This window comes from Brachybacterium subflavum, from assembly GCF_009299795.1.
GTDB lineage: Bacteria > Actinomycetota > Actinomycetes > Actinomycetales > Dermabacteraceae > Brachybacterium > Brachybacterium subflavum.
The window spans coordinates 350,119-374,084 of the sequence record NZ_VIGP01000001.1 but is presented as its reverse complement, the minus strand read 5'-3'; the positions used below and the strand labels follow the sequence as shown (position 1 = coordinate 374,084).

Here is a 23,966-nt window from a genome sequence, read left to right as displayed (position 1 = left end):
AGAGCCCGGATCAGCCTGCCAGGAGCGGGTGATCCGCGGGCAGGCCTTCCAGTGTGCGGCCGACGGCGTCGACCGCATCGGGGTTCTGCAGCGAGGTGACGTCGCCCAGGGGCGCCGCCGTGCGGCCCGCCCGTCGGTCCCGCTCGGCGTGCACGAGGTCGGCGAGCAGGCGCCGCATGATCTTGCCGGAGCGGGTCTTGGGCAGGTCGGCGACCTCGAGCACGTGGCGGGGCTTGGCGATGGGGCCGATCTCGCGGGCGGCGAGGGCGCGCAGCCGGGCGGGGTCGATCCCGTCGGCCGTCGATCCGCCCTCGCTCGCGGTGACGAAGGCGGCGACGGCCTGGCCGGTGACGGGGTCGGCGACGCCCGCGACGCCGGCCTCGGCGACGGCCGGGTCGGAGACCAGCGCGGACTCGATCTCGATCGTGGACAGGCGGTGCCCGGAGACGTTGACGACGTCGTCGAGCCGGCCCAGCACCCACAGGCACCCGTCGGCGTCGATGCTCGCGCTGTCCCCGGCGAGGTAGAAGCCGCCGTGCTCGCCGCGGCCGGCATGCGCGCTCCAGTAGGAGTCGCGGTAGCGCTCGGGGTCGCCCCAGACCGTGCGGGCCATGCCGGGCCAGGGCCGACGGACGACGAGCGCGCCGGCGCGGCCGGGCTCGACCTCGCGACCCTCCTCGTCGACGACGGCGACGTCGATGCCGGGCAGCGCGCGGGTCGCCGAGCCGGGCTTCAGCGTGGTCGCGCCGGGCAGCGGGGCGACCATGGCGGCGCCCGTCTCGGACTGCCACCAGGTGTCCACGATCGGCAGCTCGTCGCGGCCGAAGGTGCGGCGGAACCACACCCAGGCCTCGGGGTTGATGGACTCCCCCACGGTGCCCAGCAGGCGCAGCGAGCTCAGGTCGTGGCCGGCGGGCAGCTGCTCGCCGAACCAGGACATGAAGGTGCGGATGAGGGTCGGGGCCGTGTAGTAGACGGTGACGCCGTAGCGCTCGATGATCTCGAGGTGGCGCTCGCGGTGCGGGGTGTCCGGGGTGCCCTCGTAGATGACCTGGGTGAGTCCGTTGGCGAGCGGACCGTAGATCTCGTAGGTGTGGGCGGTGACCCAGGCGAGGTCCGCGGTGCACCAGTGGACGTCGTCCTCCTTGGCGTCGAAGTGGGCCCAGTGGGCCCAGGCCGCGTGCGCGAGGTAGCCGCCGCCGGTGTGGACGAGGCCCTTGGGCTTCCCGGTCGTGCCGGAGGTAAAGATGATGAACAGCGGGTGCTCGGCATCGAAGGCGCGGGGCTCGTGGACGGGGCTCGCGGGGTCCACGGTCTCGTCCCACCAGAGGTCACGGCCGCTCGTCCACGCGATCTCCTGGCCGGTGCGGCGCACCACCAGCACGTGCTCGAGATCGGGGAGGTCGGCGGCGGCCTCGTCGGCCGCGGACTTGACCTCCACGGCCCTCCCGCGGCGGAACTGGCCGTCGGAGGTGACCAGCAGCTTCGCGCCGGTGTCCTGGAGGCGGAAGCGCACGGCCTCGGCGCTGAAGCCGCCGAAGACCAGGGAGTGCACGGCGCCGATGCGGGCGCAGGCGAGGGTGATGACGACGGTCTCGAGGATCACCGGAAGGTAGACGACGACGCGGTCGCCGGGGCCGACGCCGAGCGATTCGAGGGCGTTGGCGGCGCGGGAGACGCGCTCCTGGAGGTCCGCGTAGGTGACGGCCAGGCGGTCGCCGCGCTCGCCCTCGACGTGCAGGGCGACCTTGTCGCCGCGCCCGGCGCGCACGTGGCGGTCCACGCAGTTCTCGGCGACGTTGAGGGTGCCGCCCTCGAACCAGCGGGCCGAGGGCACGCTCAGCTCACCGGTCGCGGGGTCGGGCGTCGGCGGCGCCCAGCTGAGCGCGGTGTGCCAGGGTGTGCGCCACGTCAGGCGGCGCGCGGCCTCCTCCCAGAAGCCGACGGGGTCGGCCTCTGCGCGCGCGTACTCCTCGGGGCCGACGTTCGCCTGGGCCGCGAAGGCGGCGGGCGGCGGGAAGCTGCGGTTCTCGACCAGTCGGGCCTCGGGCCCGGTCGGGGCGGTCGTCATGCCCACCTCCTCAGGAGCTTCTTCTCGACGAGCCCGAGCAGGGCGTTGGTGGCGGTGCCCAGCAGGGCGAGCAGCACGATGGTCAGCAGGATCCTGTCCACGCGGCCGTTCTGCTGGGAGTCGTTCAGCAGGAAGCCCAGCCCCATCGAGGAGGCGATGAGCTCGGCGGCGACGAGGAACAGCCAGGACTGGGCGAGGGCGAGGCGCAGCCCGGAGATCACGGCGGGGACGGCTGCGGGCAGCTGCACGATGCGCAGCAGCGAGAGGCCGCGCAGTCCGAAGGCGCGCCCCGCCTCCACGAGCTGCGGGTCCGTGTGGCGCAGGGCCGAGGAGACCGTGGTGAGGACCGGGAAGAAGGCGCCGATCGCGATGAGGGTGATCTTCGAGGTCTCGCCGATCTGCATCCAGAGGATCAGCAGCGGCACCCACGCGAGCGAGGGGACGGCGCGCAGCGCTGCCAGCAGCGGGCCCAGCAGCGCGTCGGCCGTGCGGCTGAGGCCCACGAGCGCGGCGACGGCGAGGCCGACGGCCGAGCCGATCGCGAAGCCGATGAGGACGCGCTGCACCGAGATCGCGATATGCAGCCAGAGCTCGCCGGCGGCCTGCAGCTCCCCGGCGGCGCGCAGCACGGCAAGAGGCCCGGGCAGTCGGTAGGCGGGCACGAGGCCGGTCGCGGTGACGACCTCCCAGGCGACGAGGATCAGCAGTGGGACCAGGGCGCCGAGGGCGAGGCGCCGCGGCCGCCCGCGGCGGCGGGGTCGCGCACTGCTCTCGACGTGCGAGGTGCCGTGGTCGCTGACGGCGGTCGCGCTGCTCATGTGCTCGTCGCCTTCGTCGCGAAGGCGTCGTGGACGATGCTCTCAAGCGCCTTCATCACGGCGTCCTCTCCGCCCTGGACGTCGCCGGATGCGCCGAGCACGGGGGCGATCTTCTCGAGGACGGAGGTCTGGTCCTTGCCCGGCACGCCGCTGACGTCGAGGTTCGAGCGCTCGGTGATGACGGTGCTCGCGATCTTCTCGTCGATGCCGGCGACCTCGGCCAGCAGCTTCGCGGTGCCCTCGAGGTTCTCGAGCGCCCAGCTGCGGGCCTTCTCGTAGGCGTCGACGACCGCCTGGGCGACGTCGGCGTGGTCCTCGATGAAGTCCTCGGTGGCGTTGAGGAACCCGTAGGTGTTGAAGTCGACGTTGCGGTAGAAGAGCACGTCGCCGCTCTCGGCCTCGGCGGCCGCCATGATCGGGTCGAGCCCGGACCAGGCGTCCACGGAGCCGCCGTCGAGGGCGGAGCGGCCGTCGGCGTGCTGGAGGGCCTGGATCTCGACGTCCTTCACCGTGAGGCCCGCGGTCTCGAGGGCCTGGACGAGGAAGAAGTAGGGGTCGGTGCCCTTGGTGGCGGCGACCGATCGTCCCTCGAGGTCCGCGGGGTCCTTCAGGTCGGTGCCCTTCGGGCCGACGAGGGCCGACCACTCGGGCTGGGAATAGATGTCGATGACCTTGATGGGCGAGCCGTTCGCGCGGGCGAGCAGCGCGGCGGAGCCGGCCGTCGAGGCCACGTGGGCGGAGCCCGAGCGCAGGAACTCGTTGGCCTTGTTGGAGCCGGCCGACTGCACCCAGGTGACCTTCACGCCGTCGCCGAGGACGTCCTCGAGGATGCCCTGGTCCTTGATGACCAGGCTGAGCGGGTTATAGGTCGCGTAGTCGATCGTGAGCTCGGTCAGCGACCAGTCGCCCGAGCCGCCGCCTCCCGCGCTGTCCTTCTGGGCGTTCTCCCCCGCCACGCAGCCGGCGAGGGCGAGCGGGGCGGCGGCCGCGCCGAGCGCGAGGGCGCCGCGGCGGCTGAGGGTGCGTGCGGTGCGGGTCATGCGTGGTCCTCGGGGGTCGTGGGGCGGGAGGTCGTGGGGCGCGTGGTCGTGCCGTGGTGGCTGGGGACGCCGAGCCCGTCGAGCAGCTCGCTGCGCAGGGCGGCGAGGGCGGCGTCGGCGCGGTCCCGCGGGCGCGGGCTGGGCACGTCGATCACGCGGGCGATCGAGCCCTCCTCGGGCGCGGCGCGGCGCAGGGTGCGCAGCTGGACCACGCGGTCGGCGAGGAACAGCGCCTCCTCGACGTCGTGGGTGACGACGAGGACGGTGGTGGGCTCGGCGGCGTGGATCTCGAGCAGGAGATCCTGCATGCGCAGCCGGGTGAGGGCGTCGAGCGCCCCGAAGGGCTCGTCGAGCAGGAGCACCTCGGGTCCGCGCGCGAGGGCCCGGGCGAGGGAGGCGCGCTGCGCCATGCCGCCGGAGACCTCGCGCGGACGCTGGGACGCGGCGTGCTCGAGGCCGACGAGCTGCAGCAGGTGGCGCACGCGCTCGCGCCCCTCGGCCCGGGCGGTGCCGCGCGGGAGGCCCAGGGCGACGTTCGCCTCGAGGGTGCGCCAGGGCAGCAGGCGCGGCTCCTGGAAGGCGACGGCCGTGGACTCGTCGACGCCGCGGATCACGCTCCCGCCCAGGCGTATCCCCCCGGCGCTCGGCGCGTCCAGGCCCGCGACCAGGCGCAGCAGGGTCGACTTGCCGCAGCCGGAGGGGCCGATGACGGCGAGGATCTCCCCGGCGCGGACCTCGAGGTCGAGGGCGCGCAGGACCTCGGCGGGGCCGAAGGCGCGGCCGACGCCCGCCAGGCGCAGGGCGCCCCGCTCGGCGCTCGGATCCCCGTCCGACGGGCTCTCGCCGCGCGGACTCCCGCCGCTCGGGCTCGCGGCGCGGCGCGCACGGGCGTCGGCGGACACAGTGGTGGTCATGCCCGGCATCATGGCCATCCGCGACCCGCGCATGCCACCTCGATGTCATAAGCGGACACATTCGAGGCCCTCAGTGCTCGTGAAGCGCGCGGGGCGCGCGGGGGCGCGGCCCGTGCCCGTTTCCCGGGGCATCCTCCGCAATCGTGCAGGCGGTTCCCGGCGATGTGGCGCAGACCCCGCGAGAGCGTCAATGCGCGTCACCTCCCGGTCACCTCGCCCCGGGCGCGCGTCAAAGTCCCGTCAACCCTCGTCGGTGGCTCGTCCAAACGCCTTCAGATCGCCCTCGCGCCGTTCCTACGGTGGTGGCACATCGCAGGCAGCGATCGGAGCCCCCGCTCCCGGTCCTCCTCGTTCGACCCCCGCACAGCATCACGATCCTCGCACCCGAGGTCGGAAGGAACGCACCGAGACCATGGCACTGAAGAACACGCACCGCGCCACCGGCCGCGCCGTCACCCCCCTGACCAGCACCAGCCGCGCCGCCCGCACCTTCGGCGGGGCCGCCCTGCTGGGCACCGTCCTGGCCGGCACCGCCTTCACCGGCGGCGCCGCCAACGCCAACGACCTGGACCTGGCCGGCAGCGACGAGGTCGGCACCACCAGCCAGTCGCAGACCACCTCGAGCCAGTCCAGCGAGCTGCCGTCCTACGGCTCCTCCGCGGGCTCCACCTCGGTCCCGGCGAGCACGAGCTCCAGCGGCGACGACGGGATCGTCAGCGCCGCCCGCTCCGCGCTCGGCACCCCGTACTCCTGGGGCGGCTCCTCGCTCAGCGGCATGGACTGCTCGGGCCTCGTGAACTACGCCTACGAGCAGGCCGGCATCGACATCCCGCGCACGAGCAGCGAGATCGCTGCCCAGGGGAAGTCGATCTCGCAGTCGGAGGCCCAGCCCGGCGACATCGTCACCTACCCGGGCCACGTCGCGATCTACGCCGGCAACGGCCAGATCATCGACGCCTCCGGCTCCCAGCAGAAGGTCGTCGAGCGCGCGATCTGGGGCAACCCGACCGGGTTCGTCACCTTCCGCTGATCCCGCGCACGTCGGCCCTGGGCCGACGGCGCCCGGTCACCCGATCGGCCCGGTCCCGCACCTGCGGGGCCGGGCCGTTCGCATGCTCAGAGGCGCGAGCCGTGCTCCGCGATGGCGAGCTCGTAGAGGCGCAGCAGGTCGTCCGAGGCGTTCTCCCAGGAGAACTCCTCGGCCTCGGCGCGCGCGGCGCGTCGGATCGAGGCCGCCTGCTCCGGGTCGGCGAGGCGGTCGAGGGCGCGATCGAGGCTCGCCTCGTCCCCCGCATCGAAGAGCAGTCCGTCGACGCCGTCGGTGACCTGCTCCATCGTCGGCCCCGAGCGGGCGGCGACCACGGGCAGGCCCGAGGCCATGCCCTCGAGGATCACGAGCCCCAGGGTCTCGGTGACCGAGGGGAAGACGAAGGCGTCGGCGCTCGCGAAGGCGGCGGCCAGGTCCTCCCCCTCGAGGAAGCCGGGGAACAGCGTCGAGGTGCCCGCGAAGATCCGCTCGAGCTCGCCGCGGAACGGGCCGTCGCCGACGATCGCGAGGGCCACGTCGTCCCGGCGGTCCATCATCGCGCGCAGGCGCTGGATCTCCTTCTCCGCGGCGAGGCGCCCGACGAACACCAGCAGCTTCTTCTCCGGGTGCCCGTCCGTGAGCCGCTCGCGCACCTCCCGGGCGGCGAAGCGCGGATGGAACTGCGCGGTGTCCACGCCGCGGCGCAGCACGTGGAGGTTCGCCAGACCCTGCCCGGCGAGCTCATCGCGCATGGTCTGCGAGGTCGCGATGTTGACGTCGGCGAGCGCGTGGTTGCGCCGGATCTGCCACCAGATCAGCGGCTTCGACCACTTCCAGGCCCTGTAGAGGTCCAGGTAGCGGGGGATGTGCGTGTGATAGCTCGCGACCAGCGGGATCCGCTGGCGATGCGCGGCGTAGGCGCCCGAGGAGGCCAGCAGCAGCGGCTGGGCCGCGTGGACGACGTCCGGATGGAACCCGCGGATCACCCCGTCGACCGTGGGATTGGGCAGGGTGAAGCGGCGGTGCTTGTAGAACGGCAGCGTCACCGGCCTCATGCCGACGACGCGGGCCCCGTGGTGCTCGGTCACGCCCAGGTCTGGGGCGATGACGAGCACCTCGTGGCCGAGGTCGACGAAGCGCTCGACGGCGTGGCGCAGTCGGGTCACCACGCCGTCGACCGAGGGCAGGAACGTCTCGGTGACGATCGCGATCCTCACGCCGTCGTGGTCACTTCCAGGTGACGGTGGGCAGGACCAGCTCGTCCTTGACCCGGTCGGTGTTCGCCCGGGCGACGGCGAGGATCTCGGCGAGGACCTCGTCGGTGAGCAGGTGCGGCTCCAGGCCCAGCGAGAGCAGGTTCGTGTTGACCGCGTTGTAGTAGTGGTCGTACTTCTCCACGCGCGGGTTCTCCAGGTGGTCGATGCCCACCTCGATGCCCTGCTCGCGGGCGACGCGCTGCACCTTCTCGGCGAGGTCCTGGACGCTGAAGGACTCGGTGAACTGGTTGAACACGCGGAACTCGCCGCGCTCGGCGGGGTTCTCGCAGGCGATCTCGATGCAGCGCACGGTGTCGGCGATGTTGAGGTAGCCGCGGGTCTGCGAGCCGCCGCCGTAGACCGTGAGGTCGTGACCGATCGCGGCCTGGATGAGGAAGCGGTTCAGGGCCGTGCCGAACACCGCGTCGTAGTCGAAGCGGTTGGCCAGGCGCGGGTCCAGGCGGGTCTCGTCGGTGTCGAGGCCGTAGACGACGCCCTGGTTGAGGTCGGTCGCGCGCACGCCCCAGATGCGGCAGGCGAACATGATGTTGTCGCTGTCGTGCACCTTGGTGAGGTGGTAGAAGGAGCCCGGGGCCTTGGGGAACGGCAGGCGGTCCTTGCGGCCCTTGTGCTCGATCTCGATCCAGCCCTCCTCGATGTCGATGTTGGGCTGGCCGTACTCGCCCATGGTGCCGAGCTTGACGAGATGGCAGTCGGGCGCGAGGTCCTTGATCGCCCACAGCACGTTGAGGGTGCCGGTGACGTTGTTGCGGTGGTTCTCGATCGCGTGCTCACGATCGATCATCGAGTACGGCGCGCTGCGGTGCTCGGCGAAGTGCACGAAGGCCTCGGGCTGCTTCTCGGTGACCACCCGGGTGACGTCGTCGTAGTCGGTGAGGTCGCCGATGACCACGTCGATGACCTTCCCGGAGACCTCCTTCCAGGCGGCCACGCGCTCGTCGAGCGGGAGGATCGGCGTCATCGAGTTCGACCCCAGCTCGGTGTCGATCTCGCGGCGCACCAGGGAGTCCACGATCGTGACCTCGTGCCCCTTCTGCGAGAGGTACAGGGCCGTGGGCCAGCCGCAGAATCCGTCTCCGCCGGCGACGACGATCTTCATGGCAGGGAACCTCCTGGTCAGGGTGCGGGATCGACATCCACCAGCGTATCGGTGTCATCCTGGGAGAGGGGCACGCCCGATGACGCGGGGGTGAACATGCCCCGACGGGCGAGTCGGCCGGTGCGGCGGAGCCAGATCTCCAGCGGCACGGTCACCAGCGGCGGGATCGAGCACGCCAGGGCCAGCAGGGCCACCCACCACCTCCAGCGCAGCACCACGGCGGCGAGCACCACCATCACCACGTAGGCGACGAAGACGCCGCCGTGCAGCCGGCCGAAGAGCCAGACCCCGGCCTCGGTGCCCACGGGCCCGTACTTCAGGGCCATGCCCAGCAGCAGTCCCGCCCAGGTGACGGCCTCGGCGAGCGCGACGATCGCGAAGATCCGACCGACGGGCGCGACGGCGGGCCGGGCGGGCCGGGCAGAAGCGGACGCGCCGGTCATGCGCGGGCCACCCGGAGGGTGCGGATCTCGAAGGGGCGCAGGTCGAGGGGGATGCCCGCGCCGGCCTCGGGCTCCTCGTCCGCCGCGCCCCGGACGAGCGGGGCGAGGTGCGCGGGCGCCTCGGGACCGAAGGGCCGCTCGAGGAGATCCACGGCGGTGACGTCGGGTCTCCCCGTTCCTCCTGGGCTCGCCACTGCTCCCCCGTCCGCCCCGGGGACGTCGAGCACGAGCGAGGCCCGTGCCCGCTCGCCGAGGGACTCGTAGACGCGCAGCACGAGGTCGCCGGAGCGGTCCTCGGCGAGCTTCACCGTCTCGAGGAGCACGCCGGGCGCGCCCTCGATCCGGGCGAGCGGCGCGGCGGCCCGGGCGACCGCCGCGGGGACCCAGCGCTCGGGGAGGTTCGCGCGATATCCCTCCGTGATCGCGTCGACCATGTCGGCGCCGGGGCGCAGTGCGAAGCGCAGGGAGTAGGCGCCGTGGTCGGCGCCCGGATCGGGGAACTGCGGGGAGCGCACCAGGGTGGCCCGCACCGTCGTGGTGGTGCCGCCGTCGGCCTCGCGGACGGTGCGCAGCACGTCGTGCCCGTAGGTCGAGTCGTTGGCCAGCGCGACGCCGCGCCCGCCCTCGGAGACGTGCACGAAGCGGTGGGCGCAGGTCTCGAAGCGCGCGGCGTCCCACGAGGTGTTCACGGGGATGGGGCGGTCCACGTGCCCGAACTGGATCTCGCTGCTCATCACCGGGGCGCGCAGGTCCAGGCCGAAGCCGAGCTTGAGCGCCTTGCGGTGCTCGCGCCAGTCCAGGTCGATCGTGAGGTGCAGGGCGCGGTCGCCGGGGCGCAGCTCGAAGATCTTCACGATCTCGCTGCCCTCGCCGATGACGCCGCCCGACGCTCCCTCGGGCGCGGTGGTCGTGTACCGGTAGGTGACGCGGGCGCCCCCGGCGATCTCGTCGACCTCGACGGCCAGCGGCCGGTCGAGGTCGCGCACGACGCGGCGGTAGAAGGCGTCGATGTCCCAGGCGTCCCACGCATTGGGGGTGTCGCGATGCAGCTGCAGGCGGGCACCGGCGTCGCCCGGGGCGATGGCCTCGCGGCCGCTCGCGCTGTCGATCAGGGAGACGATCTCCCCGTGCTCGTCGAGGATCGCCCGGACCAGGCCGTTGTCCAGGGCGATCCGCTCGCCGCGGCGCACGAGGGCCACGCCCTCGGTCTCCTGCACGGGGCGGCCCGCGGAGTAGGGCGCGATGCCGCGGCGGGAGGTGACGGGCGCCGTGTTCAGCAGGATCTCGTCCCCGGCGCGCTCCTCGCCCGACCCGTCGGCGCCGCCGGTCCCCTCCGTGCCGACCGCCCCGCCGGCCCCTGCGAGCGCCGCGAGCGCGTCGAGGGACACCTGCTCCGCGCGCGCCTGGATCGAGGCGTGGTTGCGCTCGGCGTCGCGGTGCACCCAGGCGATCGCGGACCCGGGGAGTATGTCGTGGAACTGCAGCAGCAGGGCGTCGTGCCACATGCCCTCGAGCTCGTCGTGGGGATACGCCGCGCCGGCGCGCACGGCGGCGAGGGTCGCGAGGTGCTCGGCCTGGTGCAGGGCCGCCTCGGTGCGCCGGTTGCCCTGCTTGGTCGCGAGCTCCGCGCTGTACGTCCCGCGGTGCAGCTCGAGATAGAGCTCGCCGGCCCAGACGGGCGGGCTCGGGTAGCTCTCGCGGGCGCGGGAGAAGAACTCCTCGGGGCTCGCGAACTCGACCTTCGGGGAGCCCTCGAGGTCGGCCGCGCGGCGCCCGGCCTCGATCATCTCGCGGGAGGGCCCGCCGCCCCCGTCGCCGAAGCCGAAGAGGTCGATCGCGACGTCGGAGCGGCCCTTCTCCTTGAAGTTGCGCTCGAGGAACGCGAGCTCGGAGGGCTCGAGCGTGCCGTTGTAGGTGTCGGCCGGCGGGAAGTGGGTGAAGACGCTCGTCCCGTCCAGGCCCTCCCAGGTGAAGGTGTGGTGCGGGAAGGTGTTCACCTGGTTCCAGGAGACCTTCTGGGTGAGGAAGTCCCGCTGCCCGGCGAGCGCGGCGATCTGCGGGAGCGCCGCCGAGTACCCGAAGGAGTCCGGCAGCCAGGTCTGCGTGGTCTCGACGCCGAACTCGCTCTCGAAGAACCGCTTGCCGGCCACGAACTGACGGGCCATCGCCTCGCTCCCGGGCATGTTCGTGTCGGACTCGACCCACATGCCGCCCACGGGCACGAAGCGGCCCTCGGCGACCTTCTCGCGGATCCGCTCGAACAGGCTCGGGTAGTGCTCCTTCATCCACAGGTACTGCTGTGCGGAGGAGACGGAGAAGGTGAAGTCGGGCTCCGCGTCCATGAGCGCGATCGCGTTGGAGAAGGTGCGGGCGCATTTGCGGATGGTCTCGCGCACGGGCCACAGCCAGGCCGAGTCGATGTGGGCGTGGCCGGTGGCCATCACCGTGAGCGCCGAGGAGTGCGCGGGGCGCTCGAGGGCGGGGCGCAGGGCCTCGCGCGCGGCCTCGGCCGTGCCCGGCAGGTCGTCGGGGTCTGCGGCGTCGAGCGCCGACTCGAGGGCGCGCAGGATCTCGGCCCGACGGGGGCTGGCCCCCGGCAGCTCGTGCATGAGGCCGTGGAGCACGCGCACGTCCTCGGCGAGCGCACGGATGCGACGGTCGCTGCGCTGCACATGGAGGGCCCGGATCGAGTAGAGCTCGCGCTCGGGCAGGGTCTCGGGGTCGCCGAGGTCGGTGGGCGCGAAGGTCCAGCCGCCCGCGACGTCGGGATTCGCCGCGCACTCGAGGAAGTGGTCGAGGCGCTGGCCGGGCGCGAGGGTCATGAACGCGTTCAGCGGATTGATGGCCTTGACGGGCTCGGCCTGCGGGGTGAAGACGAGCGCCTCGGACTGGAAGCCGGGGCCGCCGGTGAAGTCGAGGTCGACGACGAGCTCGCACACGTCCTCGGGCCGGTCCCACTGCGCGGGCACGGAGCCGGCGACGTGCAGCCAGAGGGTCGACCAGGCGCGCCCCCAGCTCTGGCCCACCTCGATCGGGACGTACTCGGGCAGCGCCGCGATCGCCTCGGCCGGCGGGACCGGCTCCCCCGGCAGCGCGTGGGCGCGGATGCTGACCGGGACCTGCTCGCGCCGCCCTCCGTCGTCGAGATGGTCGCGGACGAAGCGGCGGATCCGCTCCTCGGTGAGACGGGTGTCGTCGTGCATGTGCGAGCGCTCCTTCGCGGCGCGCAGGCGTCGCGGCGGTCGGAGGACCAGGGTCCCTCCGAGACTATCCGGACGGCGGGGTCAGCGGGCGGCCGGTGACCGGCGCGAGGGCGGGGCCCAGCGGGCGAGGATGTCGTCGCCGAGGCGCGGGAGCAGCTCGCGGTGGGTGTCGCAGAACTCGTGGTCGGTGCCGATGACGGCAGCGAGGTCGGCGACCGGGTCGACCCACAGGGCGGTGCCGAGCATGCCGAAGTGCCCGAAGGTCTCGGGGCTGCCGGTGGTCCCGGTCCAGTGGGGGCTCTTGGTGCCGCGCACCTCGAACCCCAGCCCGAAGGGATTGGGGTCCTGCTTGCCGAAGCCGGGCATGATGCCGACCAGCTCGGGCAGCTGCGGGGTGGTCATCTGCGCGAACGCCTCGGGGCCCAGCAGCGTCGGCCGCAGCAGCTCGAGGGCGAGGAGGGCCAGGTCCGCGAGCGGGGCGAAGGCGCCCACGGACGGCGGACCGTCCCAGCTCAGGCGTTCCATGCCGAGCGGCTCGGCGATCTCGCCCGAGACCCAGTCCTCGAAGTCCCGGCCGACGGCGCGCGCGACGTGCAGCGCGGCCACGTCGATCCCGCGGTTGGAGTAGTGGCGCCGCGTGCCCGGCTCCTGCAGCACGCGATCGGACTCGTAGAAGAGGCCCGAGGCGTGGCAGAGCAGGTGCCGCAGGGTCGAGCCCTCGGGGCCGACGGGGTCCGTCAGCGCGACCGCGCCGCGCTCGAGGGCGATCGCGCACGCGAACCCGGTCAGCGTCTTGCTCACCGAGCGCAGCGGGCGCACCTTCTCGAGGTCGCCCGCACTCGCGCGCACGCCCTCGGGCCCGAGCACGATCGCGGCGGCCTCGAAGCCGAACGCGTCGAGCACGCCGAGACCGTCGAGATCGTCGGCCGCCGGGGGCCGCCCGGCCGCGGTCCCTCCGCTCACGCGCCCAGCTCCCCCGCGTCGTGCCGCGCGAGCACGGCGTCGATCAGGACGGGCCAGTGCGCGACGTGGGCGGGGCCGAAGGGCTCGTCGCCGAGGAAGGCGAGGGCGAGCCCGCGGTCGGGGTCCAGCAGCAGGAAGGAGCCGGACTGGCCGAAGTGGCCGAAGCTCGCGGGCCCGCTGCGCTCCCCCGTCCAGTGCGGGCTCTTGCGGTCGCGGATCTCGAGGCCGAGCCCCCAGTCGTTGTGCTTCTGGCGTCCGTACCCTGGCAGCACGCCGGGCAGGCCGGGGAACTGCACGTTCGTGGCCTCCCGCCAGAGCTCGGGGCCGACGAGGGTGGGTGCGAGCATCTCGCGGCCGATGAGCAGGAGGTCCTGGACGCTTCCGCGGAAGCCCGCGGCCGGCGAGCCGGACGCCTCGAGGTCGCGCAGGCCGAGCGGCCCGCACACCTCGTCCTCGAGCCAGGTCTCGAGGTCCGTGCCGGTCGCCTCCTCGAGCGCGCGGCCGAGCACCTCGAAGCCGGTGTTGGAGTAGATGCGGCGGGAGCCGGGCGCGGCGAGCAGGCCCCCGGTGTCGAAGGCGAAGCCGGCGGTGTGGGCGAGCAGGTGGCGGATCGCGGCGCCCTCGGGCACCTCGGCGTCCGCTCCGCCGGCCAGCGCTCCTCGCGTCTCCCCGGGGCCGACGGGCGCCTCGAGGTCGAGCAGCGCGCGGTCGACGGCGATCAGTGCTCCGAGCGCGGTGATCGGCTTGGAGACGCTCGCCAGGGGGTGCACGCGCGCGGCGTCGCCCGCGGTCAGCAGGGTGTGCTCGGCGTCCGCGACGCCGAGGGCGCAGGGGAAGGAGAAGGGTGCGAGGAGGTCGTCCACGTCCCCAGGGTCCCACATGCGCTCACGCTCCCCCACGCACTGCTTCCCCCGTCCTCCACGCCGTCTGCGCAGGTCCCCGCCCACATCGGTCAGAAGGACCCGGTGCTGCATCCGGGCGATCGCGGGAGCGCCGTGAAGTCCATGCAGAAGGATCTCGCCGCACGCGGCTCCTGGGCGCCGGGTGCTCGTGCGCTGAGACGTCCTCCCCACGGCCCCTCGTCCAGCGGGGGACGAGGTGCGCCTCCACACGACCTGCACACCTCGTCCCCGACCTCCCCTCCCTCTGATCGCAGTCGCACGGTGATGGCACGATACGATCGACCAGCACCACACCGTCTCGACAGCGGAGGATCGACCGTGGGGATCTTGGATCGGATCGAGCGCGGACTGGACCGCGGCGTCACGAGCGTCTTCACGTCCGGCCGCGGGCAGCTCAAGCCGCTCGACCTCGCCCAGGGGCTCAAGCGCGAGTGCGACGACCAGATCCAGGTCCTCGACCGCACGCGCACCATCGCCCCGAACGTCTTCACGATCTACCTGAACCCGGCGGATCATGAGCGCTTCTCCTCGTGGGAGGAGACGCTGCTCGAGGAGATGGAGCGCGTGATCCTCGAGCATGCGGAGAAGAACCGCTACGTGTTCGTGGGCGGCGTGAGCGTCACCCTCGAGGAGGACGATGAGGTGCGCCCCGGCCGCTTCGAGACCGAGTCGCGCACCGAGCGCGGCACGGTCGCGCCCGCCACCGGCGCCGAGCAGGCCGCCGGCCCCGGGCACCCCATCGTCGAGATCGACGACCAGCAGTACCTGCTGACCGGCCCCGTCACCGTGATCGGCCGCGGCGGCGACGCGGACATCATCCTCGACGACACCGGCGTCTCCCGCCACCACCTCGAGCTGCGGGCCGACGGTGCCTCCCTCATGGCCACCGACCTGGGCTCGACCAACGGCACCTTCGTCGACGGCGAGCGCATCCGCACGCCCGTGACCCTGCAGGACCGCTCGTCGATCCGGATCGGCCGCACCCGCCTCACCGTGATCCTGCCCGCGCCCGCGCCGACGTCGGCGACCTGGTGAGCGCCGCATGAGCGAACTGACGATCCTCGTCCTGCGCGTCGCGCTGGTGCTGGGGCTCTGGCTCTTCGTCGTCGCGGTGCTGCTGATCCTGCGCAACGACCTCTTCGGCACCACGGTCGTGAACCGCGGCACGAAGCCGGACCCGCGGCGCGAGCAGCGCCCGTCGGCCGATCCCGCCCAGGCCGCCTCGCTGCGCACCGACCCCTCGGTGATCTCGACCGCTCTCGTGGTCACGGCCGGGCCGCTGCGCGGGACCACCCTCACTCTCGGCCGCACGCCCGTGCTCATCGGGCGCGCCCCCGAGTGCACGCTCGTGCTCGACGACGACTACGCCTCCAACCGCCATGTGCGCGTCTTCCCGCAGGACGACGAGTGGATGGTCGAGGATCTCGGCTCGACCAACGGCACCCTGCTGTCGGGGAAGAAGATCGAGGGCGCCGTGCCCTTCCGCCCCGGCGCGCAGGTGCGCATCGGCCGCACCGAGATCGAGTTGAGGCGAGGCCCCCGATGACCATCGCCCTGCGCTACGCGGCCCGCTCCGACGTCGGCCTGGTGCGCTCGAACAACCAGGACTCCGGGTACGCCGGCAGCCACCTGCTGATGGTGGCCGACGGCATGGGCGGCCATGCGGGCGGCGACGTCGCCTCGTCGATCGCCGTGGGCCGTCTCGCCCAGCTCGACACCGACACCCCCGCCTCGGACCTCGTGGCGAGCCTCGAGGAGACGATCCTCGAGGCCAACCAGCTCATCCTGCGCCGCGCGCGCGAGGAGCCGCAGCTCGCGGGCATGGGCACGACGGTCACCGCGCTGCTGCGCGCGGAGGGGCGCTTCGCGCTCGCCCACATCGGCGACTCGCGCGCCTACCTGCTGCGCGACGACGAGACCGTGCAGGTCACCAAGGACCATACGTTCGTCCAGCGCCTCATGGACGAGGGCAGGCTGACCAGCGAGGAAGCCGAGCGCCACCCGCAGCGCTCGGTGCTCATGCGCGTGCTCGGCGACGTGGACGCCGACCCGGAGCTCGACCTCTCGATGCGCTCGGCGCGTGTGGGCGATCGCTGGATGCTGTGCTCCGACGGCCTCTCGGGCCTGGTGTCCCTCGAGACGATCCACGCGACGATGGACGGCGTCGAGGATCCCGACGAATGCGCCGAGGCCCTCATCCAGCTCGCCCTCAAGGGCGGCGGGCCGGACAACATCACCTGCATCATCGCCGACGTCGTGGATCTCGACGACCTCCCCCGCAGCGCCGAGGCGCCCTCCACCAGCCCGCTCATCGTGGGGTCGGCCGCGCGCACCCGCAACCAGCCCACGAGCGCCTCGGGACCGGCCGCCCGCGCCGCCGCGCTGACCCGCGTCGAGAGCCCCGAGCCGCCCTACTCCGACGAGGACTTCGAGGAGGAGCCGCCGCGGCGCGGCCCCTGGCCGGCGCTGGTGACGCTCGTGCTCGTGGTCGCCGTGCTCGCGGGCGCCCTGTGGGCCGGGTACACGTGGTCGCAGAAGCAGTACTACGTGGGGAGCGACGGCGACAGCGTCGTCATCTACCGCGGCATCTCGCAGAACCTGGGACCGGTCTCGCTCTCGGACCCGGTCGAGGTCACCGACGTGCCCGTGGACTCCCTGCCCTCGATCACCCAGCAGCAGGTCACCTCGACGATCCCGGCCGACGACCTCGCCGACGCCCAGGAGATCGTGGACCGCCTGGAGTCGCAGACCGCGACCACCCTGCCCACGACGCCGACCGAGGGCCCGACCCCGCCGGCGGACGACGCGAGCAGCACGTCCCCGTCCTCCACGGCCGACGAGGGGGACTGATGGTCACCGTCGTCTCCTACACCGCCCGTCCGCGCCGCTTCCTGCAGGCGCTGCTGCTGCTGATCGCCGCGGGACTCGGCGTCCTCACCTACGCGCTCGTGGGCCTGGGCCGGCACGGGGAGATCCCCGATGCCCTGCCCGTCGTCGCGATCGGCGCCGGCGTGATCGTCCTGGTCCTCCAGATCGCGGTGATGTGGCGCGCGCCGTACGCGGATCCGGTGATCCTGCCGATCGCGGTGCTCCTGAACGGCATCGGCGTCGCCATGATCTTCAGCTACGACACCGCGGTCACGAAGTACATCGGCACCACCGCGTCCTACGCCTCCCGCCAGCAGCTGTGGACGGTGATCGGCGCGATCCTGGCCGTGGTCGTGCTCGTGGTGATCCGCGACCACCGGATCCTGCGCCGCTACATGTGGATCTTCGCGGTCAGCGGGGCGGTGCTCCTGCTGCTGCCCCTGGTCCCGTTCCTCACCGACGAGCAGTACGGCTCGAAGATCTGGATCAGGGTCGCCGGCTACTCCTTCCAGCCGGCGGAGCTCGCGAAGATCTGCATCGCGATCTTCTTCGCCGGCTACCTGGTCTCCCGCCGCGACACCCTCGCCCTCGCCGGCCCCAAGGTGCTGGGCATCCACCTGCCCCGCTGGTCGGACTTCGGGCCGATCCTCGCGGCCTGGGCCTTCTGCATCGCGATCCTCGTGTTCGAGACCGATCTGGGCACGGCGCTGATGTTCTTCGGCCTGTTCGTGGCCATGCTCTATGTCGCGACAGACCGCCTGAGCTGGCTCGTGATCGGGGCCGTGATGTTCGTGCCCCCCGCGATCTTCGCGGCGACCCTGCTGGGGCACGTGCGCACCCGCTTCACGTGCTGGCTGGACCCGCTGAGCAGTGAGAACTACGGCGCCTGCGAGCAGATCGCGCGCGGCCTGTTCGGCATGGCCTCGGGCGGGCTCGTGGGCAAGGGCCCCGGCGGGGGCCGGCCCGACATGGTGCCCTTCGGGCACAGCGACTTCATCTACTCCACGCTCGCCGAGGAGCTCGGCATGGTGGGCGCCTTCGCGGTGCTCCTGCTCTACATCCTGCTGGTCCAGCGGGCGATGCGCGCGGCCGTCGGCATCTCCGACGGCTTCGGGACGCTGCTCGCGGCGGGGCTCGGCTTCGTGCTCGCCCTCCAGGTGTTCGTGGTCGTCGGCGGCATCACCCGCGTGATCCCCCTGACCGGTCTCACCCTCCCCTTCCTCGCCTCGGGCGGCAGCTCGCTCGTGTGCAACTGGATCATCGTGGCGCTGCTGGTGCGGATGTCCGACGCCGCCCGTCGGCCCGCGGCACGTCGCCTGGACGGCGAGGGCGCGCCGGCGCGCCGGCAGAAGGGTCCGAAGGACAGCGGCGAGCCGCAGCGAGCACAGGAGGCGATGTCGTGAACAAGCCCCTGCGCCATGTCTGGCTGGTGGTCGGCGTGCTGTTCGTGCTGCTCTTCGGCTCGACCACCTATTTCCAGGTGATCGATGCGAAGTCGCTCAACGCCAACAGCCACAACTACCGCACGGTCTACGCCCAGTACGACCGCCACCGCGGACCGATCGTGGTGGGCGGCGAGCCGATCGCCGAGTCCCATGCGACCGACGACGCCTACGGCTATCAGCGCACCTACGATCCCGGCTCGCTGTACGCCCCGCTCACGGGCTACTACTCCGTCCAGTACGGCTTCAGCGGTCTCGAGAAGTCGCTCAACGACACGCTCTCCGGGGAGTCCGACGCGCTCTTCTACCAGCGCCTGACGGACACGATCTCCGGGCGCGATCCGCAGGGCGCGACCGTCGCGCTGACGATCGACCCGGATGCCCAGGAGGCGGCCGCGAACGCGCTCCAGGGACGCCGCGGCGCCGCCGTCGCGCTCGACCCCGAGACCGGCAAGGTGCTCGCGATGGTCTCGGCCCCGAGCTACGACCCCAACGCCCTGGCGGCCCATTCCGCGAAGAAGGCCGAGGCCGCCTGGAGCGATCTGAACGACGATCCGGACCGGCCCCTGTCCAACCGCGCGATCGCCGGCGACCTCTACCCGCCCGGCTCCACCTTCAAGCTCATCGTCGCGTCCGCCGCTCTGGACAGCGGCGACTACACCAAGGACACGAAGATCCCCGGCCCCGGCTCGTTCACGCTGCCGGACACCCAGAGCACCCTGTACAACCACCCCAACCAGGGGAACACGGCCTGCGGGGCGGACGACTCCTCGACCCTGTCCGAGGCCGTGCAGCAGTCCTGCAACACGTCGTTCGCGAAGCTCGGCATCGAACTGGGCCAGGACGCGGTGCGCAAGAAGGCCCAGGAGTTCGGCTTCGGCGACCGCTTGGAGATCCCGCTGTCGGTCACGCCTTCGTCGATGGGCGACGACCTCAACGACGCGCAGCTGGCCACGAGCTCGATCGGGCAGTACGAGGACCGCGTGACGCCGCTGCAGATGGCCATGGTGGCCTCGGCGATGGACAACGACGGCAAGGTGATGACCCCGCAGCTCGTCGACGAGGTCCGCACCCGCGACCAGTCGGTGATCTCGTCGTTCTCCGCCGAGCAGTACTCGCAGCCGCTGAGCGCCTCGAACGCCGCGCAGATGCGCGAGATGATGGTCTCCACCGTCGAGGACGGCACCGGCACCGCCGCGAAGATCGACGGCGTCGAGGTCGGCGGCAAGACCGGCACGGCCGAGTGGGGCGACGGCCGCACCCCGCACTCGTGGTTCGTCGGCTACGCCGACAGCGGCGACAAGAAGGTCGCCGTGGCCGTGGTCGTCGAGGAGGGCGGCTACGGATCCGATGTCGCGGCACCGATCGCGCGCGATGTGATGAAGGCGGTGGTCTCGCAGTGAGGACCGGCAAGGGACTGGTGCTGGAGGGGCGCTACCGCCTCGACTCCCTGATCGCCACGGGCGGCATGGGAGAGGTGTGGAAGGGCTGGGACCAGGACCTGGACCGCGAGACGGCGGTCAAGGTGCTGCGCGAGGAGTACGCCTTCGACGAGGGGTTCCTCAAGCGCTTCCGCGCCGAGGCGCGCCACACCGCGTCGCTCAGCCACGACACGATCGCCGCGCTGTACGACTACGGCGAGATCGACGGCCGCGCCTACATCGTCATGGAGCTGTGCAAGGGGCGGCCGCTCTCGGAGATCATCGAGGAGCATCCCGACGGCCTCCCCGAGGACCGCGTGGTCTCGGTGCTCATCGACCTCGCCCGCGCGCTCGACGCCGCCCACGCCAAGGGCGTGGTCCACCGCGACGTGAAGCCCGAGAACATCCTGGTGGACGACGCCGACGACTGGCACATGAAGATCACTGACTTCGGGATCGCCCGCAGCCAGGACCAGGCGCGGCTGACCAAGACCGGGCTCGTGATGGGCACCGCCCAGTACCTCTCCCCCGAGCAGGCGATGGGCAAGCAGGCCACCTCGCTCTCGGACCTCTACGCGCTCGGGATCGTCGCCTACGAGATGCTCGTGGGGCATCGCCCCTTCACCGGCGCCAGCCAGGTCGAGATCGCGATGGCGCAGGTCAAGAAGCAGCCGCCGGCCCTTCCCGAGTCGGTGAATCCCGACCTGCGGCGCCTGGTGATGATGCTGCTCGCGAAGGCCCCGGCGAACCGTCCCCGCTCCGCGGCGGCGGTCGCCCGCATCCTCGAGTCCATCCAGCGCGGCGAGGAGCCGCGCTTCACGACCGGCGCGATCCCTGCGGGCGCCGCGGCCACCGGCGCCTCGGCGGCCTCGGGCGGCTCCGCGTCCTCCGGGTCGACCGGGGAGAACCGCGCGGGCTCCGGGAAGCCGTCGGCCTCTCCCGTGGGCACGCGCACCGCGGCGATGCCGCTGCCGCGCACGCACCGCCGGCGCGGGATCCGCCATCGCTCGGGGACCTCGGGCCCGTCGGCCCTCTCGGGCGCCTCGGCGCCGTCGGCCTCGGAGTCCGGCGGATCGGGCGCTCGCGGGGCGGGCGCCCGCGCGGCGATGCCCGCCGCGGGCTCCTCGCGCACGTCGAGCGCCTCCCGGCTCTCGGGCCCCGGCTCCCCCGCCGGCCCGGCGTCCGTCGGCTCCCCCGCCGGCGCGCCGGGATCCTCGCCCGCCCCCGGCACCGGCGCCGAGTCCGGGCATGCGGCGGCCGCGGGATCGACGTCGGCCGACGGCGCGGGCGGTGGGCTCTCGACGGCGCCCTCGGGCCGCACCGCGCGGTCCACGAGCACCGGCTCCCGGATCGGCCCGTTCACGGTGCCCGGCTTCGTGCTGCTGCTGATCGTGGTCGTGGTGGCGGCCGTCGCGATCGGGATGGGTGTGGGCATCATCCCCAGCGGCTTCCTGAGCGGCGAGGCCGCGCACGCGGCACATGCACGTACGATGTTCGCGTCGCCCCAGATCGGCGACTTGACGAGGACGGTAGGACAGTGAGCGAAGAGAACCTGATTCTGTCCGGGCGCTACGCCCTGGGCAAGGCTCTCGGGCACGGCGGCATGGCCGACGTGCACCTGGCGGAGGACCGCCGTCTGCACCGCACCGTCGCGGTGAAGATCCTGCGCACCGACCTCGCGCGCGACACGAACTTCCAGGAGCGCTTCCGCCGCGAGGCGCAGAGCGCCGCCGGCCTGAACCATCCCTCGATCGTCGCCGTGTACGACACCGGCGAGGAGCACGCCAAGGACTTCACCGGGCACGAGATCACGATCCCCTACATCGTGATGGAGTACGTGCGCGGAAAGACCCTGCGCGAGTACGTCGACCCCGAGCACCCGATGGACGTGGGCCAGGCGGCCACGATCATGCAGGCGCTGCTCTCCGCGCTCGAGTACTCCCACCAGCAGGGCATCGTCCACCGCGACATCAAGCCCGGCAACATCATGATCACCGACGACGGCGACGTGAAGGTCATGGACTTCGGCATCGCCCGCGCGGTGGCCGACGCGACCGGGATGACCCAGACCCAGGCGGTCATGGGCACCGCCCAGTACCTCTCCCCCGAGCAGGCCCGCGGGCAGCTCGTGGACGCGCGCAGCGACATCTACTCCGCCGCGTGCGTCTTCTACGAGCTCGTCACGGGGCGCCCGCCGTTCACGGGCGACAGCCCCGTCTCCATCGCCTACCAGCACGTGCGCGAGACCCCGGTCCCGCCCTCGCGGTACAACCCCGCGATCACGCCCGACGTGGACCGGGTGATCCTCACCGGCCTGGCCAAGGACCGCGAGACCCGCTACCCCTCGGCCACCGCCTTCGCGCGCGACATCGCCTCGGTGATCGCCGGCCGGCGTCCGCAGCTCGTGGCCGGGGACCCGCAGCCCACCTCCGACGCGGAGGCGACGACGGTGCTCAGCCCCGTCGACGACCGCACCGAGGCGCTGCCCGCGGCCGCGGGAGCGACGCAGACCCATCGCGCGCCGGTCGCGGCCGCCGCCGGGGCCGGAGCCCTCGGGGCCGGTGCGGCAGGTGCCGCGGGCGAGGGCATGCAGGGCTCCGGCGCCGGCTCGGCCGACGAGCAGGGCGAGGAGGTCGAGCAGAAGCCCAAGCGCCCCGTCTGGCTGATCGTGCTGATCATCGTGGCTGTGCTCGCCGTGATCGCGGCGGCCCTGGCTCTCTGGCAGCCGTGGAACACGGGCCCCAAGCAGGTCGCGGTCCCGCAGGTCGTCGGCATGACCGAGGCCCAGGCGAAGTCCGAGCTGGAGAGCGCGGGCCTCACGGGCACCTTCGAGAAGAAGGCGAGCTCCGACGTCGACGAGGGCGACGTCATCTCGACCGATCCCGAGGGCGACACGCAGGTCGACGAGCACACGGCCGTGAAGGTCGCCGTCTCCAGCGGACCCGAGCAGGTCGAGGTCCCCGACCTCGCCGGCATGGACCGCGACGAGGCGACGAAGAAGCTCGACGACCTGGGGCTCGGCATCGAGATCGGCGATCCCAAGGACGTCGCGGGCAAGAAGGCCGGCACGGTCGTCGGCCAGGACCCGGCCTCCGGCTCGAACGCGGAGGCCGGGGACACGGTCACCGTGAACCTCGCCTCGGGCGATGCGGAGCTGCCGGACGTCACCGGCCTCGACGAGGACACCGCGACCAAGACCCTCGAGGACCAGGGCTTCGAGGTGGACGCGACGACCAAGGAGTCCGACGACGAGGACCCGGGCACGGTCACCGGCCAGACGCCCACGGGCGGCGACGGGAAGACAGCGGAGGTCGGCTCCACGGTGCAGATCGTGGTCGCGAAGGCCCCCGGGAACATCTCGATGCCCAACGTCGTGGGCCAGACGGAGTCCGAGGCACGCAAGACCCTCGGCGCCAAGAACCTCGGCGTGAAGGTCACCTACCAGTCCGACGACTCCGTCGCGAAGGACACGGTCATCAAGACCGATCCCGAGCCGAACGCGTCCGTGGAGCCGGGGACGACCGTGACCGTGTACGTCTCCACCGGGCCGGAGAAGACCGAGGAGCCCTCGGAGACCCCCACTTCCGAGACGCCTTCGGACACCCCCACGGACTCCCCGAGCGACTCCGACACCCCGAGCGACTCCGAGACCCCCACGGACAGCGACAGCCCGACCCCGTCGGACGGCGATGACGGCGACCAGGGCGATGATCAGGGCGACGACAATGGCTGAGCCCAGCGCGCGGATCCTGGTGGTCGACAACTACGACAGCTTCGTGTTCACGATCGTCGGCTACCTCCAGCAGATGGGGGCGGCGACGACCGTGGTGCGCAACGACGAGGTGCCGCAGGGCGCCGACGGCGCGATCGACCTGGGCGGATTCGACGGCGTGCTGGTCTCCCCCGGCCCGGGGACGCCGTCGACCGCGGGGCGCATCCTCGACGTGATCGGCGCCTGCGCGGACGGCACGGTGCCGATGCTCGGCGTGTGCCTGGGCCATCAGGCGCTCGGCCAGTACTTCGGCGGCACGGTGACCCACGCCCCGCAGCTCATGCACGGGCGCACGAGCGTGGTCGAGCACGAGGGGCGCAGCGTCTTCGCGGGCGTGCCCAGTCCCTTCACGGCCACCCGCTACCACTCGCTCACAGTGGTCCCGGAGACGGTTCCGGAGGTTCTCGAGGTCACTGCCCGCACGGCCGACGGGGTCGTGCAGGGCCTCGCCCATCGTGACCTTCCGCTGCACGGCGTGCAGTTCCACCCCGAGTCGGTGCTCACCGAGCACGGCCACCTGATCCTCGCGCGGTTCCTCGAGCTGTGCGACGGCGTCGACGCCCGCGAGCGCTCCCGCGGGCTCGCCCCGCTGCTCGCGCCGTCCTGAGCCGGACGGGCGCGGTCGCGCCGACCCGGTCGCGCCGTCCAGGCGGGCCTTATACGCTGGGGCCGACATCCCTCCCCTCGTCACCTCCCCTGACCTCGC

Annotated in this window: 19 protein-coding genes; 9 read left to right on the top strand and 10 right to left on the bottom strand. The window is 72.6% G+C overall.

The genetic code is table 11. The features are described from left to right. Nucleotides 1–10 precede the first annotated feature (10 nt). Genes acs through FHG10_RS01570 form a run of 4 tightly spaced genes read right to left on the bottom strand, consistent with a single transcriptional unit; the run spans nt 11 to nt 4,843 of the window. The gene (gene acs, locus FHG10_RS01585; protein WP_152351580.1) at nt 11–2,071 is read right to left on the bottom strand and encodes an acetate--CoA ligase; all 2,061 of its coding nucleotides are present in this window, start codon (nt 2,069–2,071) and stop codon (nt 11–13) included. Beyond that, entirely contained in the window at nt 2,068–2,889 is an 822-nt protein-coding gene (locus tag FHG10_RS01580) for an ABC transporter permease (protein WP_152351579.1), read from the bottom strand. The genes acs and FHG10_RS01580 overlap by 4 nt, the downstream gene beginning before the upstream one ends. Then, complete coding sequence (locus tag FHG10_RS01575; RefSeq protein ID WP_152351578.1) at nt 2,886–3,929, bottom strand: aliphatic sulfonate ABC transporter substrate-binding protein; 1,044 nt, start codon at nt 3,927–3,929, stop codon at nt 2,886–2,888. The genes FHG10_RS01580 and FHG10_RS01575 overlap by 4 nt, the downstream gene beginning before the upstream one ends. Then, nucleotides 3,926–4,843, bottom strand: coding sequence for an ABC transporter ATP-binding protein (locus FHG10_RS01570; RefSeq protein ID WP_152351577.1), 918 nt, complete (start codon nt 4,841–4,843; stop codon nt 3,926–3,928). Before FHG10_RS01570 ends, FHG10_RS01575 begins: the two co-directional genes overlap by 4 nt. 412 nt (nt 4,844–5,255) lie before the next feature. Between FHG10_RS01570 and FHG10_RS01565 the strand changes: the two genes are divergently transcribed. Next, entirely contained in the window at nt 5,256–5,873 is a 618-nt protein-coding gene (locus tag FHG10_RS01565; RefSeq protein ID WP_152351576.1) for a C40 family peptidase, read from the top strand. Between the two features lie 86 nt (nt 5,874–5,959). Here FHG10_RS01565 and FHG10_RS01560 read toward each other — a convergent pair whose 3' ends face one another. The 6 genes from FHG10_RS01560 to FHG10_RS01535 form a co-directional block, all read right to left on the bottom strand. Beyond that, nucleotides 5,960–7,087 carry a glycosyltransferase family 4 protein gene (locus FHG10_RS01560; RefSeq protein ID WP_152351575.1) on the bottom strand — a complete coding sequence of 376 codons (1,128 nt, stop codon included), beginning with the start codon at nt 7,085–7,087 and terminating at the stop codon, nt 5,960–5,962. A gap of 10 nt (nt 7,088–7,097) precedes the next feature. Further along, nucleotides 7,098–8,246: an NAD-dependent epimerase/dehydratase family protein gene (locus FHG10_RS01555; RefSeq protein ID WP_152351574.1), complete on the bottom strand. Its 1,149-nt coding sequence runs from the start codon at nt 8,244–8,246 to the stop codon at nt 7,098–7,100. A gap of 17 nt (nt 8,247–8,263) precedes the next feature. Then, nucleotides 8,264–8,689: a DUF3817 domain-containing protein gene (locus tag FHG10_RS01550; RefSeq protein ID WP_152351573.1), complete on the bottom strand. Its 426-nt coding sequence runs from the start codon at nt 8,687–8,689 to the stop codon at nt 8,264–8,266. Next, nucleotides 8,686–11,892 (bottom strand): alpha-mannosidase, encoded by a 3,207-nt coding sequence (locus FHG10_RS01545; RefSeq protein WP_152351572.1) that lies wholly within the window; start codon nt 11,890–11,892, stop codon nt 8,686–8,688. Before FHG10_RS01545 ends, FHG10_RS01550 begins: the two co-directional genes overlap by 4 nt. Before the next feature lie 81 nt (nt 11,893–11,973). Continuing rightward, complete coding sequence (locus tag FHG10_RS01540; protein WP_152351571.1) at nt 11,974–12,855, bottom strand: serine hydrolase domain-containing protein; 882 nt, start codon at nt 12,853–12,855, stop codon at nt 11,974–11,976. Beyond that, entirely contained in the window at nt 12,852–13,718 is an 867-nt protein-coding gene (locus FHG10_RS01535; protein ID WP_227487968.1) for a serine hydrolase domain-containing protein, read from the bottom strand. Before FHG10_RS01535 ends, FHG10_RS01540 begins: the two co-directional genes overlap by 4 nt. 357 nt (nt 13,719–14,075) lie before the next feature. On the opposite strand from FHG10_RS01535, the gene FHG10_RS01530 reads away from it, so the two are divergent. From FHG10_RS01530 to FHG10_RS01495, 8 genes are read left to right on the top strand one after another with little or no spacing between them, the layout of a single operon-like run. Beyond that, nucleotides 14,076–14,792 carry an FhaA domain-containing protein gene (locus tag FHG10_RS01530; protein WP_152351569.1) on the top strand — a complete coding sequence of 239 codons (717 nt, stop codon included), beginning with the start codon at nt 14,076–14,078 and terminating at the stop codon, nt 14,790–14,792. Between the two features lie 7 nt (nt 14,793–14,799). Then, complete coding sequence (locus tag FHG10_RS01525) at nt 14,800–15,303, top strand: FHA domain-containing protein FhaB/FipA (protein WP_152351568.1); 504 nt, start codon at nt 14,800–14,802, stop codon at nt 15,301–15,303. Continuing rightward, nucleotides 15,300–16,607 (top strand): Stp1/IreP family PP2C-type Ser/Thr phosphatase, encoded by a 1,308-nt coding sequence (locus FHG10_RS01520; RefSeq protein WP_152351567.1) that lies wholly within the window; start codon nt 15,300–15,302, stop codon nt 16,605–16,607. Before FHG10_RS01525 ends, FHG10_RS01520 begins: the two co-directional genes overlap by 4 nt. Next, nucleotides 16,607–18,028: an FtsW/RodA/SpoVE family cell cycle protein gene (locus FHG10_RS01515; RefSeq protein ID WP_152351566.1), complete on the top strand. Its 1,422-nt coding sequence runs from the start codon at nt 16,607–16,609 to the stop codon at nt 18,026–18,028. Before FHG10_RS01520 ends, FHG10_RS01515 begins: the two co-directional genes overlap by 1 nt. Further along, on the top strand, nt 18,025–19,470 hold the full coding sequence (locus tag FHG10_RS01510) for a peptidoglycan D,D-transpeptidase FtsI family protein (RefSeq protein WP_152351565.1): 1,446 nt from the start codon (nt 18,025–18,027) through the stop codon (nt 19,468–19,470). Before FHG10_RS01515 ends, FHG10_RS01510 begins: the two co-directional genes overlap by 4 nt. Further along, the gene (locus FHG10_RS01505; protein ID WP_152351564.1) at nt 19,467–21,029 is read left to right on the top strand and encodes a serine/threonine-protein kinase; all 1,563 of its coding nucleotides are present in this window, start codon (nt 19,467–19,469) and stop codon (nt 21,027–21,029) included. Before FHG10_RS01510 ends, FHG10_RS01505 begins: the two co-directional genes overlap by 4 nt. Then, nucleotides 21,026–23,221, top strand: coding sequence for a Stk1 family PASTA domain-containing Ser/Thr kinase (gene pknB / locus FHG10_RS01500; protein WP_152351563.1), 2,196 nt, complete (start codon nt 21,026–21,028; stop codon nt 23,219–23,221). Before FHG10_RS01505 ends, pknB begins: the two co-directional genes overlap by 4 nt. Continuing rightward, entirely contained in the window at nt 23,214–23,867 is a 654-nt protein-coding gene (locus tag FHG10_RS01495; protein WP_152351562.1) for an anthranilate synthase component II, read from the top strand. The genes pknB and FHG10_RS01495 overlap by 8 nt, the downstream gene beginning before the upstream one ends. Nucleotides 23,868–23,966: the final 99 nt, after the last annotated feature.